Here is a 13,597-nt window from a genome sequence, read left to right as displayed (position 1 = left end):
CATAAAAAATAGACGGACAGGGTCAAAAAAGCGAATGATCCCACAGATTTCTCAGGCGCCCGGCCTCGTTCAACGGGTGCTCGACTTTTTGGAAGCACTGAAGCAAAACGGATTCAACGGCGATACCGCCACCAGCTATGCCGACCGGCTGACGATGGCCACCGACAACAGCATTTATCAGTTGTTGCCCGATGCGGTGGTGTTCCCCCGTTCCACCGCCGACGTGGCGCTGATCGCCCGTCTGGCCGGGGAAGAGCGATTCAATACGCTGACCTTCAGCCCGCGCGGCGGCGGCACCGGCACCAACGGCCAGTCGCTCAATACCGGTATCGTGGTCGATATGTCGCGACATATGAACCGCATTCTGGAGATCAACGTCGAACAAGGCTGGGTAAAAGTCGAAGCCGGGGTGATCAAGGATCAGCTGAATCAATACCTGCGGCCGTTCGGCTACTTCTTCTCGCCGGAACTGTCCACCAGCAACCGTGCCACGCTGGGCGGCATGATCAACACCGACGCCTCCGGCCAGGGCTCGCTGGTGTACGGCAAAACCTCCGATCACGTGTTGGGCCTGCGGGCGGTGCTGCTGGGCGGTGAGATGATCGATACCCGCGCCATGCCGACGGCGCTGGCGGAAACGATTGCTCTGGAAGAGACCGTCGAAGGGCGCATCTACCGCACGGTGCTGAACCGCTGCCGCGAGCAGCGCGCGCTGATCCTGGAGAAATTCCCCAAGCTCAACCGCTTCCTCACCGGTTACGATCTGCGCCACGTGCTGAGCGACGATCTGCAAACCTTCGATTTGACGCGCATCCTGACCGGCGCCGAAGGCACGCTGGCGTTTATTACCGAAGCGCGGCTGGACATCACGCCGCTGCCGAAAGTGCGCCGCCTGGTCAACGTGAAATACGACTCCTTCGACTCGGCGCTGCGCAATGCGCCCTTTATGGTCGAAGCCAAGGCGCTGTCGGTGGAAACCATCGATTCCAAGGTGCTGAACCTGGCGCGTGAAGACATCGTTTGGCACTCGGTGAACGAACTGATCGCCGACGTGCCGGATAAAGAGATGCTCGGGCTGAACATCGTCGAGTTCGCCGGCGACGATCGGGTGCTGATCGACGGCCAGATGGAAACCCTGTGTCAACGGCTGGACGAATTGATCGCGCAGCGGCAGGGCGGCGTGATCGGTTACCAAATCTGCGGCGATCTGGTGGGCATCGAGCGTATTTACAACATGCGCAAGAAGGCGGTTGGGCTGCTGGGCAACGCCAAAGGGCGCGCCAAGCCGATTCCGTTCGCCGAGGACACCTGCGTGCCGCCGCAACACCTGGCGGACTATATCGTTGAATTCCGTCAACTGCTCGACGATCACAACCTGAGCTACGGCATGTTCGGCCACGTCGACGCCGGGGTGCTGCACGTGCGCCCGGCGCTCGACATGTGCGACCCGCAGCAGGAGGTGCTGATGAAGCAGATCTCCGATCAGGTGGTGGCGCTGACCGCCAAATACGGCGGCCTGCTGTGGGGTGAACACGGCAAGGGTTTCCGCGCGCAATACAGCCCTGAATTCTTCGGGGAAACGCTGTATGAGGAGCTGTGCCGCATCAAGGCGGCGTTCGATCCGGATAACCGCCTGAATCCGGGCAAGATCTGTTCGCCGCTGGCGGTGGATGCGCCGATGATGCAGGTGGACGCAGTCAAACGCGGCACCTTCGATCGCCAGATCCCGGTCGAGGTGCGCACCTCGTTCCGCGGCGCGCTGGAGTGTAACGGCAACGGCCTGTGCTTCAACTTCGACGTGCGCAGCCCGATGTGCCCGTCGATGAAAATCAGCGGCAACCGCATTCATTCACCGAAAGGGCGGGCGACGCTGGTGCGCGAGTGGCTGCGTCTGTTGGCCGAGCAGGGCGTCGATCCTTTGGCGCTGGAAAAACAGTTGCCGCAGCAGCGCCTCAGCTTGCGCGGCCTGATCGAAAAGACCCGCAACAGCTGGCATGCCGGCAAGGGCGAGTACGACTTCTCGCACGAAGTGAAAGAGGCGATGTCCGGCTGCCTGGCCTGTAAGGCCTGCTCCACCCAGTGCCCGATCAAGATTGACGTGCCGGGATTCCGTTCGCGCTTCCTGCAGCTCTACCACACTCGCTATTTGCGCCCGGTGAGCGACTACATGGTCGCCGGCGTAGAGAGCTATACCCCGTTGATGGCCCGCGCGCCGAAGGTATTCAACTTCTTCTTCCGCCAGCCGTGGCTGCGGGAGATGAGCCGCAACGCCATCGGCATGGTCGATCTGCCGCTGCTGTCCAGCCCGACGCTGCGCCAGCAACTGTCCGGCCACCGCGCGACCACGCTGACGCTGGAGCAGTTGGAAGGGCTTAGCGCCGAGCAGCGCGCAGAGCACGTGCTGATCGTCCAGGATCCGTTTACCAGCTATTACGACGCCAAAGTGGTGGCGGACTTTGTCCGGCTGGTGGAGAAGCTTGGCTATAAACCGGTGCTGCTGCCGTTCTCGCCAAACGGCAAGGCGCAGCATGTGAAAGGTTTCCTGACGCGGTTCGCCCGCACCGCGCGCAAAACCGCCGATTTTCTCAACCGCGTGGCGCAGCTCGATATGCCGCTGGTGGGCGTCGATCCGGCGTTGGTGCTGTGCTACCGCGACGAATACCGCGAGATCCTCGGCGCCGAACGCGGCGATTTTCAGGTGCAGCTGGTGCATGAATGGTTGCAACAGCGGATCGCGGATCGCGCCGAACAGCCGGCGACCGGCGAGCCGTGGTATCTGTTCGGTCACTGCACCGAAACCACCGCGCTGCCGGCCAGCGGTCAACAGTGGGCGGCGATCTTCGCCCGCTTCGGCGCCAAACTGGAGAACGTCAGCGTTGGCTGCTGCGGCATGGCGGGCACTTACGGGCATGAAGCCAAGAACCTGCAAAACTCGCTCGGCATTTATGAGCTATCATGGCATCCGACGCTGCAGCGTTTGCCGCGGCAGCGCTGCCTGGCGACCGGTTATTCCTGCCGCAGCCAGGTGAAACGCATCGAGGGCAATGGCGTGCGTCACCCATTACAGGCACTTCTGGAGATGATTGAGTGAAATTGTGGAAACGTGAAACATCGCTGGAGCAGCTGAACCGCGCTGGCGACGGCTGCATGGTCAGCCATGTGGGCATCGAGTTTACCCAACTGGGCGAGGATTTCCTCGAGGCCACCATGCCGGTCGACGGCCGCACCCGGCAGCCGTTCGGGCTGTTGCACGGCGGGGCGTCGGTGGTGCTGGCGGAATCGATGGGATCGATGGCCGGTTACCTGTGCAGCGAAGGCGAGCAGAAAGTGGTGGGGCTGGAGATCAACGCCAACCACCTGCGCGCGGTATTCGATGGCCAGGTGCGCGGGGTGTGTCGCGCACTGCACGTCGGCCGTCGCCATCAGGTGTGGCAAATCGAGATCTTCGACGCGCGCGATCGGTTGTGCTGCACCTCGCGTCTGACCACGGCGGTCATCGACTGATTCCCGCCGGTTTCCGCAGGCGATCGGCCTGCGGAGCCTTTCGCTTTACAGCTGAAACGGCACGCGTTTGACGAAGTCCTTCTGAAACGCGTTCGCCTTCTCCCAGGTGCCTTCCATTGCATATTTTTGGCAGATCAGCGTCAGCGTGTGGCGGGCGAAGTGGTAGCTTTGCACCCGAAACAGCTGGCAGCGCTGCGGGTTGTTGATTTCGACGATCAGCCGGTTATGCAGCTTGCTGAGCGCGTGCAGATAGCTGTCGTCGTCGCCGTTTTCCAGGCACAGATTGGCCATGGTGAGGCTGACGCTGTTGTACCGCTTCAGGTGGTCGATATTGCATTCCGGGCGCCGCAGCGCCGCTTCGGCCATGTAAAAGTCCACCGTGGCGTCGCGCACGCTGAATTTGTAGTCATCAATCTTGCCCAGCAACCATGCGTTGATCGAAAGAGTCATTGGCTTCGCGCTCAAATTACAATTGAATGATAATCATTATCATATAAACTGCCGCGTTGCCGATCAATCCCCGGCGTGGCGTTTTTTCATCGCGCGGGGTGTAAAAGGCCGCCGACGACCCAACTTAATCCTGAGCGACTAAACTTTAATCTGAAGGCGCGCGCGCGCGTTGCGCCGCGAAATGCGATAAACGCACATTTACGACAGACAGAATGCAGAAATAGGTATTTTCTATGAATGTTTAGATCGGCAACGCACCGCAGCGCTGTAACGCTGACGGGCCACCGGGGAGTGCGGTACGGTGATGCAGGATAGATAACGAATTCATAGGGATAGCATGCACACCTTGCCGCCTGACGCCGCAAGCCGCCACGGGTGTCCCGTTGGCTTGCCGCGCGCCGCAGCGAAAAACCGCGCTCGCGGCGGATACCCCCGCAAAACAAACGGTTGAAGTGATAATCGTTATCACTAACATATAAGCAACCCAGATTGGCTGTGGCCAAACACGAGTGTGAGGTAGACCCTATGCAAACGGAAAATGTCGGCACTTTTTCTCTGGATGAAAATGTCTGGCAAGGCATTTCGCTCAGCGACAGCGCCGTACGACAAATAACGAAACTGATGCAGCAGGATCCGCAGGTGAAAGGGCTGCAGCTAGGGGTGAAACAATCCGGCTGCGCCGGCTTTGCCTATGTGCTGGATCTGACCCGCGAACCCGCCGATGACGATCTGCTGTTTGAGCGCGACGGCGCCAAACTCTATGTGCCGCTGAAAGCCATGCCGTTCATCGATGGCACCACGGTAGATTACGTCCGCGAAGGGCTGAATCAGATATTCAAATTCAACAATCCTAAAGCTCAGCATGCCTGCGGGTGCGGCGAGAGCTTTGGCGTTTGAGCGATGCAATCAACATGACACGAAGCAATGTAGAAATGCCTAATGAAGTGCAGGCTTGGGTCAGCGAAGGTCGCTACAAAGAAGGTTTCTTCACCCAGCTGGCAACCGATGAGTTGGCCAAAGGCATCAACGAAGAGGTGGTGCGCGCCATCTCGGCCAAGCGCAACGAACCCGAGTGGATGCTGGAATTCCGCCTTGAGGCCTACCGCGCCTGGCTGCAGATGGAAGAGCCGCACTGGCTGAAGGCCAATTATGATCGCCTGAACTACCAGGACTACAGTTACTATTCGGCGCCGTCCTGCGGCAGCTGCGACGACGCCTGCGGTTCGCAACCCGGCGCCGAGCAGCAACCGGGCGCGGCGACGGAAAAAGATTACCTGACCAGCGAAGTGGAGCTGGCGTTCAATCAGCTCGGCGTGCCGGTGCGCGAGGGCAGCGAGGTGGCGGTGGACGCCATCTTCGACTCGGTCTCGGTCGCTACCACTTACCGTGAAAAACTGGCGGAAAGCGGGGTGATCTTCTGCTCGTTCGGCGAAGCGATCCAGGAATACCCGGATCTGGTGCGTCAGTACCTGGGGCGCGTGGTGCCCTCCAACGATAACTTCTTCGCCGCGCTGAACGCCGCGGTGGCCTCCGACGGCACCTTCGTCTATGTGCCGAAAGGCGTGCGCTGCCCGATGGAGCTGTCGACCTATTTCCGCATCAACGCCGCGAAAACCGGCCAGTTCGAACGCACCATCCTGATCGCCGACGAAGGCAGCTATGTCAGCTACATCGAAGGCTGCTCCGCCCCGGTGCGCGACAGCTACCAGCTGCACGCGGCGGTGGTGGAAGTGATCCTGCATAAAGACGCCGAAGTGAAATACTCGACGGTGCAGAACTGGTTCTCCGGCGGCGAGAGCAAGGGCGGCATCCTCAACTTCGTCACCAAGCGCGCGCTGTGCGAAGGCGCCGGCTCGAAAATGTCCTGGACCCAGTCGGAAACCGGCTCGGCCATTACCTGGAAATACCCAAGCGTGATCCTGCAGGGCGACAATTCGATCGGCGAATTCTTCTCGGTGGCGCTGACCAGCGGCCATCAACAGGCGGACACCGGCACCAAGATGATCCACATCGGCAAAAACACCAAGTCGACCATCATCGCCAAAGGCATCTCCGCCGGCCACAGCGAGAACACTTATCGCGGCCTGGTGAAAATCCTGCCGGGGGCGGAAAACGCCCGTAACTTTACCCAGTGCGACTCGATGCTGATCGGGCCGGACAGCGGTGCCCACACGTTCCCTTACGTTGAAGCGCGCAACAACAGCGCTCAGCTGGAGCACGAAGCCACCACCTCGAAGATCGGCGATGACCAGCTGTTCTACTGCCTGCAGCGCGGCATCAGCGAGGATGACGCCATTTCGATGATCGTCAACGGTTTCTGCAAGGACGTTTTCTCCGAGCTGCCGCTGGAGTTCGCCGTCGAGGCGCAGAAACTTCTGGCCATCAGCCTGGAACACAGCGTGGGTTAATCGCCGCATTTTTAGCGCCGCCGGCGCTATCTGAGGACACAGCATGTTAAGCATCAAGAATTTGAAAGTCAGCGTGGAAGGCAACGAGATCCTCAAGGGATTGGATCTGGAGATCAAACCGGGCGAAGTGCACGCCATCATGGGGCCGAACGGCTCGGGTAAGAGCACGCTGTCCGCCACGCTGGCCGGGCGTGAAGAGTACGAAGTGACCGAAGGGGAAGTTACCTTCAAGGGCAAGGATCTGCTGGAGCTGGATCCGGAAGATCGCGCCGGTGAAGGCGTGTTCCTGGCCTTCCAGTACCCGGTGGAGATCCCCGGCGTCAGCAACCACTTCTTCCTGCAGACGTCGGTCAACGCGGTGCGTAAATACCGCGAGCAGGAGCCGCTGGATCGCTTTGACTTCGCCGATTTCATCGAAGAGAAAATCGCGCTGCTGGATATGCCGGCCGATCTGCTGACCCGTTCGGTCAACGTCGGCTTCTCCGGCGGCGAGAAAAAACGCAACGACATTCTGCAGATGGCGGCGCTGGAGCCGGATCTGTGCATTCTCGATGAAACCGATTCGGGCCTGGACATCGACGCGCTCAAGATCGTCGCCAACGGCGTCAACTCGCTGCGGGACGGCAAGCGCGCCTTTATCATCGTGACCCACTATCAGCGCATTCTGGACTACATCAAACCGGATTATGTACACGTGCTGTCCCAGGGGCGCATCGTCAAATCCGGCGATTTCTCGCTGGTGAAACAGTTGGAGGAGCAGGGCTATGGCTGGCTTACCGACCAACAGTAATTCAAACGCGCTGCAGCAGCTGTATCGCCTGTTCGAAGGCCGCGGCGGCGAGCGTTCGCCGCATGCGCTGGCCCACTGGCAGCAGGCGCTGCGCCTCGGCTGGCCGACGCGCAAGCATGAGAACTGGAAATACACGCCGCTGGAGAGCCTGCTGGAGCAGCAGTTCCTCGAGCCGCAGCCCGCATTGGTGAGCGCAGAACAGCTCGAGGCGCTGGCGCTTGGCATTGATGCCTGCCGGCTGGTGTTTATCGACGGCCGCTACAGCGCCGCGCTGAGCGATGGCGATCTGGGCGACTACCAGTTCGATTTGACCGCCTACGGCATGCCGCAGGCGCTGCCGGAGCCGATCCAGCCGGAGGTTTTCCTGCACCTGACCGAAAGCCTGGCGCAGGAAACCAGCCTGATTCGCTTGCCGGCCGGCAAAGCTCCTGCACGCCCGCTGTACCTGCTGCATATTAGCAGCGGACGCGGTGCCACCGGGGAAGTGAACACCGTGCATCACCGCCATCATCTGGAGATCGGGCGCGGGGCCGAGGCGGAAGTGATCGAACACTATGTCAGCCTGGGAGAGGCCGCGCACTTCACCGGCGCGCGCCTGACCGCCAACGTGGCGGACAACGCCGGGCTGTTGCACTGCAAGCTGGCGTTTGAGAGCCAGCCAAGCTACCACTTTGCCCACAACGATCTGGTTATCGGCCGCGACGCGCGGGTGAAAAGCGACAGCTTCCTGCTGGGCGCCGGCCTGACGCGGCACAACACCAGCGCACAGCTGAACGGCGAAGGCGCAAATCTGGTGATCAACAGCCTGGTGCTGCCGGTGGGCAAAGAGATCTGTGATACCCGCACCTATCTGGAGCATAACAAAGGCTATTGCGAAAGCCGCCAGCTGCATAAAACCGTGGTCAGCGATCGCGGCAAGGCGGTGTTCAACGGCATGATCAAAGTGGCCAAGCACGCGATCAAAACCGACGGCCAGATGACCAACCACAACCTGCTGTTGGGTAAGGTGGCGGAAGTGGATACCAAGCCGCAGCTGGAGATCTACGCCGACGACGTCAAATGCAGCCACGGCGCCACCGTGGGGCGCATCGATGAAGAGCAGCTGTTCTATCTGCAGTCGCGCGGCATCGACAAACACGCGGCGCAGCAGATGATCATCTTTGCCTTCGCCGCCGAGCTGACCGAAGGCATCGCCAATGACACCATCCGGGAACGGGTGCTGGCGCGCATCGCCCAGCGCCTGCCGGGGGAGGCTGCATGAGTTATCCGATTGAACGCGTGCGCGGCGATTTCCCGCTGCTGGCGCGTGAGGTGAACGGCCAACCGCTGGCCTATCTCGACAGCGCCGCCAGCGCGCAGAAACCGCAGGCGGTGATCGACCGCGAGCTGGCGTTCTACCGCCACGGTTATGCGGCGGTGCATCGCGGCATTCACACCCTGAGCGCCGAAGCGACTCAGCAGATGGAAGCGGTGCGGGAACAGGCGGCGCGCTTTATCAACGCCGCCTCGGCGGAAGAGATGGTGTTCGTCAAGGGCACCACCGAAGGCATCAATCTGGTGGCCAACAGCTTTGGCCGCCACCTGCTGCAGCCGGGCGATGCGATTCTCATCACCGAGATGGAGCACCACGCCAACATCGTGCCGTGGCAGATGCTGGCGCAGGAGCGCGGGCTGCAGCTGCGGGTGTGGCCGCTGCAGCCGGACGGTACGCTGGATCTGGCGCTGCTGCCGGAGCTGGTCGACTCGTCCTGTAAACTGCTGGCGCTGACCGAGGTCTCCAACGTGCTGGGCACCGTCAACCCGGTGCGTGACATCATCGCCCGCGCCAGAGCCCTGGCGCCGGATTTGACGGTGCTGGTGGACGGCGCGCAGGCGGTGATGCACCAGCGCGTCGATGTCCAGGCGCTGGACTGCGATTTTTACGTGTTTTCCGGCCACAAGCTGTACGGCCCTTCCGGCATCGGCATGCTGTATGGCCGTCAGGCGCTGCTGCAGCAGATGCCGCCGTGGGAAGGGGGCGGCTCGATGATCCGCCAGGTCAGCCTGACGGCGGGCACCACCTTTGCCGATCCGCCGTGGCGCTTTGAGGCCGGTTCGCCGAACACCGCCGGCATCATGGGGCTGGGGGCGGCGTTCGATTACGTCGAAGCCCTGGGCCTGAATGCGATCCACGATTATGAACAGTCGCTGATGCACTACGCGCTGAAGGCGCTCAGCCAGGTGCCGACGCTGAAAGTCTATGGCCCGGCCCATCGCGCCGGGGTGATCGCCTTCAATCTAGGTGAACACCATGCCTATGACGTCGGCAGCTTCCTCGATCAGTACGGCATCGCCATTCGCACCGGCCATCACTGCGCCATGCCGCTGATGGCGTTTTATCAGGTGCCGAGCATGTGCCGCGCTTCGCTGGCGTTATATAATACCCGCGAAGAGGTGGACCGGCTGGTGGCCGGGCTGCAACGCATTCATCAGCTATTAGGCTAGGCCGGGGCGCGTCCCCGGCGGTACAAAAGGATCCCCATGGCGAATTTGCCGGACAAAGATAAATTGGTGCGTAATTTCTCCCGCTGTTTGAACTGGGAGGAGAAATACCTGTACGTGATTGAACTCGGCGCCAAATTGCCGCCGCTGGAAGAGGCCGAGCGGCAGGCCGGCAACCTGATCTCCGGCTGTCAGAGCCAGGTGTGGATCGTGATGCGCCGCGATGAGCAGGGGCAGGTCGAGTTTCACGGCGACAGCGACGCGGCGATCGTCAAAGGGCTGCTGGCGGTGGTGTTTATTCTGTATCGCCAATTGACGCCGCAGCAGATTGTCGAGCTCGACGTGCGGCCGTTTTTCGCCGAGCTGGCGCTCAGCCAGCACCTGACGCCTTCACGCTCACAGGGGTTGGAGGCGATGATCCGCGCCATTCGCAGCAAAGCGGCGCAGCTGGCCTGACCCATAACGCCCGCATCCTCAAGGCTCATTGATACCTCCGCTTTGTCAATGAGTCTTTACAATCCGCAGTTTTCCCCCGGACAACGCCCTCTATTCAGTGATATTTCAGCAGCTTACCTGTTGACGTTTCGTTGACAATCAGCGGCAACGATTACGTTATAACGTGTTGATTTTTAGAGGACTTATTGCCTTTGATACCAGCATTGCTAGTATTAATCAGGTATTGTCTGATTTACCCACCGCCAGGCGCTCGTTAGCCTTGGGGGCGAACCGTCATAAAAAATATAGGGATGATAATGAAACGTGCGTTGAGTTTAATGGGCATGGTCTTCGCCACTGTATTGGCCGGCACGCAGGCCGCCAGTGCGACCGAATACCCGCTGCCGCCGCCGGACAGCCGTCTGATCGGTGAAAACACCACTTATACCGTGCCAAACGACGGCCGTCCGCTGGAGGCGATCGCCGCCGACTACAAGATTGGCCTGCTGGGCATGTTGGAAGCCAACCCCGGCACCGACCCGTTCCTGCCCAAGCCGGGTACGGTGCTGACCATTCCGACCCAAATGCTGCTGCCCGACACCAAGCGTGAAGGGATCGTCGTCAACCTGGCCGAGCTGCGCCTTTACTACTACCCGAAAGGCGAGAATAAAGTGATCGTCTATCCGATCGGTATCGGCCAGACCGGGATGCACACGCCGCTGGAGGTGACCTCTGTCAGCCAGAAGATCCCCAACCCGACCTGGACGCCTACCGCCAACATCCGCAAACGCTATCAGTCCCAGGGCGTGACGCTGCCTGCGGTAGTGCCGGCCGGCCCTGAGAACCCTATGGGGTTGTTCGCCCTGCGTCTGGCGATGGGGCGCGGTGAATACCTGATCCACGGCACCAACGCCAACTTCGGTATCGGCATGCGCGTCAGCTCCGGCTGTATTCGTCTGCGTCCGACGGACATTGAAGCGCTGTTCAATATGGTGCCGCGCGGTACGCGGGTGCAGGTGATCAACGATCCGGTGAAGATTTCGGTTGAGCCGGACGGCAAACGCTATGTGGAAGTACACCAGCCACTGTCGCGGGTGGAAAGCGACGATCCGCAGACCATGCCGATCGCGTTGTCTAAAGCGGAGAAAGCCTTTGCTGCGGATGGTCAGACCGATCGCGCCGTGTTCGATAGCGCGGTTGTACGCCGTTCTGGCATGCCGGTACTGGTCAATGTAGGGGAGAGCCCGTCGGCGGTGAGTTTGACGCCTGTAGCGGCGCCTGCGACGAATAAGAGCCCATTCAAGGCAGCGCCAATCAGTTCCGTGAACTGAGTTTGCAGGATTGAGCGGTCGAAGAGGGGTTCAGCGTGCTGAGCCTCTTTTTTTATCTGCCGAAGGAGAGCCCCAGGGCTGATGAGCAGGCAAAAAAAACGGCGCACACTGTGCGCCGTTTTCAATAACCAAAGCTATCTTACTTTTTGTAAGCGTGAGCTTGGTTGTCCAGACGCTGGTTAGCGCGTGCTGCGTCGTCTTTAGCAGCTTGAACGTCAGAACGCATTGCGTTCACGTCGTTGCTCAGCTGATCAACTTTAGCGTTCAGAGTCTGAACGTCAGAAGACAGTTGATCGATTTTAGCGTTGCTAGAGCAGCCAGCCAGCAGAGTGGAACCCAGGATTACCGCGCCCAGTACCAGTTTAGTACGATTCATTATAACACCCTCTAGATTGAGTTAATCTCCATGTAGCGTTACAAGTATTACACAAACTTTTTTCGAAAGAGAATAATTTTTTAGTGTTGAGGTGCTTTATTTTGATCGTTCGCTCAAACTTGCATCTGGTTTTACAAATTAGTTAAAAAAACGAGGGAAAACAGCCGGCTTCCATGGGACTACTCCGATTCTTTATTAGCTAAATAATGAGCGGATCGCGGTTGCGTTTTGAGAAAAATAGTTTACTGCCGATAAAAAAAACGCCGCAAAGCGGCGTTTTGATCAAGGCAATTATGTCACGTTTTATATTACAGCACGTGTACCGAGGCCGTGTTGGTGGTGCCGCTCGGCACCAGCGCGCCGGAAACCATCACCACGACGTCGCCTTTCTGCGCCAGGCCGCTGGCCAGCGCGGCTTCTTTACCGATGCGGTAGAAGTCGTCGGTAGAGGCGATTTCCTTGACCATCTGTGGGATGACGCCCTTGCTCAGCACCAGCTGATGCGCGGTAGTCTCATTGGTGGTCAGCGCCAGGATCACCGCGTTCGGGAAGTATTTACGCACGGATTTCGCCGACTTGCCGCCGCTGGTGGCGACCACGATCAGCGGCGCGTCCAGTTTCTCGGCGGTTTCAACCGCGCCGCGGCATACTGCTTCGGTGATGCGCAGCTTGCGACGATCGTTCAGAGCGTCGATGCGGCTTGGCATCACGCGATCGGTACGCTCGCAGATGGTCGCCATGATGTTGACGGCTTCCAGCGGGTATTTGCCCTTGGCGCTTTCGCCGGACAGCATGACGGCATCGGTGCCGTCCAGGATGGCGTTGGCGACGTCGCCGGCTTCCGCGCGGGTAGGGCGCGGGTTCTTGATCATGGAGTCGAGCATCTGGGTGGCGGTGATCACCACTTTACGCGCGCGGTTGCATTTCTCAATCATCATCTTCTGGGCAAAGATCACTTCTTCGACCGGGATCTCGACGCCCAAGTCGCCACGGGCAACCATGATGCCGTCGGACGCTTCGAGGATCTCGTCGAAGTTGTTCAGGCCTTCCTGGTTTTCGATCTTGGAGATGATCTGGATCTGCTCGCCGCCGTGGGCTTTCAGGTGTTCGCGGATCTCCAGCACGTCAGAGCGTTTACGGATGAAGGACGCCGCCACGAAGTCGACGCCTTGTTCGCAACCGAAGATCAGGTCGCGTTTGTCTTTTTCGGCCAGCGCAGGCAACTGGATGGAAACGCCCGGCAGGTTGACGCCCTTGTTCTCGCCCAGGTCGCCGTTGTTCAGCACCTTACAAATGACTTCGTTTTCGGTCACATTGGTGACTTCCATGCCGATCAGGCCGTCGTCAACCAGCACGGTGTTGCCGATCTTCAGGTCGGCGGCGAAGCCGGCGTAGGTGACCGCTACGCGATCGCTGTTGCCGATCACGCTCTGGTCGGTGGTGAAAGTGAAGGTTTGGCCGGCGACCAGCGAGGCGTCTTTACCGCCTTCCAGTTTCATGGTGCGAATTTCCGGGCCTTTGGTATCCAGCAGGATGCCGGCGTTGATACCGGTTTTCGCCATCACGGCGCGCATGTTCTTGATGCGGTTGCCGTGCTCTTCATAGTCGCCGTGAGAGAAGTTGAGACGCATCACGTTCATGCCTGCATTGAGCAGGTTGGTCAGCATTTCTTCCGATTCGGTTTTTGGACCGATGGTACAAACAATTTTGGTCTTTTTCATGGCGGAGTTTTCTATAAGTTGTGATGGATAAAAAAACGAATTTGACCGGCGCGGCTTACGCCGGTTGGGAATTTGGGTCGTGCCTGGCGGTGAAAAACATA

At 59.7% G+C, this 13,597-nt stretch carries 12 protein-coding genes; 9 read left to right on the top strand and 3 right to left on the bottom strand.

Translation table 11 applies throughout. The features are described 5' to 3' along the window. Positions 1-34 precede the first annotated feature (34 nt). Positions 35-3,091 (top strand): D-2-hydroxyglutarate dehydrogenase YdiJ, encoded by a 3,057-nt coding sequence (gene ydiJ / locus ACYF6X_RS09445; RefSeq protein ID WP_107226874.1) that lies wholly within the window; start codon positions 35-37, stop codon positions 3,089-3,091. Beyond that, positions 3,088-3,504 (top strand): 1,4-dihydroxy-2-naphthoyl-CoA hydrolase, encoded by a 417-nt coding sequence (gene menI, locus ACYF6X_RS09440; RefSeq protein ID WP_016927938.1) that lies wholly within the window; start codon positions 3,088-3,090, stop codon positions 3,502-3,504. Before ydiJ ends, menI begins: the two co-directional genes overlap by 4 nt. 45 nt (positions 3,505-3,549) lie before the next feature. Here menI and ACYF6X_RS09435 read toward each other — a convergent pair whose 3' ends face one another. Continuing rightward, a complete protein-coding gene (locus ACYF6X_RS09435; RefSeq protein ID WP_004931369.1) occupies positions 3,550-3,954 on the bottom strand; it encodes a hypothetical protein in 405 nt (134 codons plus the stop codon). 525 nt (positions 3,955-4,479) lie between these two features. Here ACYF6X_RS09435 and sufA point away from each other — a divergent pair. The 7 genes from sufA (at position 4,480) to ACYF6X_RS09400 (ending at position 11,399) form a co-directional block, all read left to right on the top strand. After that, positions 4,480-4,851 (top strand): Fe-S cluster assembly scaffold SufA, encoded by a 372-nt coding sequence (sufA, locus tag ACYF6X_RS09430; RefSeq protein WP_004931368.1) that lies wholly within the window; start codon positions 4,480-4,482, stop codon positions 4,849-4,851. Between the two features lie 14 nt (positions 4,852-4,865). Continuing rightward, a complete protein-coding gene (sufB, locus tag ACYF6X_RS09425) occupies positions 4,866-6,362 on the top strand; it encodes a Fe-S cluster assembly protein SufB (protein WP_033638360.1) in 1,497 nt (498 codons plus the stop codon). 43 nt (positions 6,363-6,405) lie between these two features. Next, the gene (gene sufC / locus ACYF6X_RS09420; RefSeq protein ID WP_004931365.1) at positions 6,406-7,152 is read left to right on the top strand and encodes a Fe-S cluster assembly ATPase SufC; all 747 of its coding nucleotides are present in this window, start codon (positions 6,406-6,408) and stop codon (positions 7,150-7,152) included. After that, entirely contained in the window at positions 7,127-8,413 is a 1,287-nt protein-coding gene (sufD, locus tag ACYF6X_RS09415) for a Fe-S cluster assembly protein SufD (RefSeq protein WP_130017985.1), read from the top strand. The genes sufC and sufD overlap by 26 nt, the downstream gene beginning before the upstream one ends. After that, positions 8,410-9,636, top strand: a complete 1,227-nt coding sequence (sufS, locus tag ACYF6X_RS09410; RefSeq protein WP_107226872.1) for a cysteine desulfurase SufS — start codon at positions 8,410-8,412, stop codon at positions 9,634-9,636. The genes sufD and sufS overlap by 4 nt, the downstream gene beginning before the upstream one ends. Before the next feature lie 36 nt (positions 9,637-9,672). Continuing rightward, entirely contained in the window at positions 9,673-10,089 is a 417-nt protein-coding gene (gene sufE, locus ACYF6X_RS09405) for a cysteine desulfuration protein SufE (protein ID WP_107226871.1), read from the top strand. A gap of 296 nt (positions 10,090-10,385) precedes the next feature. After that, positions 10,386-11,399 carry a L,D-transpeptidase family protein gene (locus tag ACYF6X_RS09400; RefSeq protein WP_063989707.1) on the top strand — a complete coding sequence of 338 codons (1,014 nt, stop codon included), beginning with the start codon at positions 10,386-10,388 and terminating at the stop codon, positions 11,397-11,399. A gap of 139 nt (positions 11,400-11,538) precedes the next feature. Here the strand turns inward: ACYF6X_RS09400 and ACYF6X_RS09395 are convergent, their stop codons facing one another. Beyond that, positions 11,539-11,775, bottom strand: a complete 237-nt coding sequence (locus tag ACYF6X_RS09395) for a major outer membrane lipoprotein (RefSeq protein ID WP_004931354.1) — start codon at positions 11,773-11,775, stop codon at positions 11,539-11,541. Positions 11,776-12,083: 308 nt separating this feature from the next. Next, positions 12,084-13,496 carry a pyruvate kinase PykF gene (gene pykF, locus ACYF6X_RS09390; RefSeq protein WP_063989708.1) on the bottom strand — a complete coding sequence of 471 codons (1,413 nt, stop codon included), beginning with the start codon at positions 13,494-13,496 and terminating at the stop codon, positions 12,084-12,086. Between the last annotated feature and the right edge of the window lie 101 nt (positions 13,497-13,597).

Source organism: Serratia sp. ID 25-353 (genome assembly GCF_054792795.1).
This window is presented reverse-complemented; position numbering and strand designations above follow the sequence as displayed.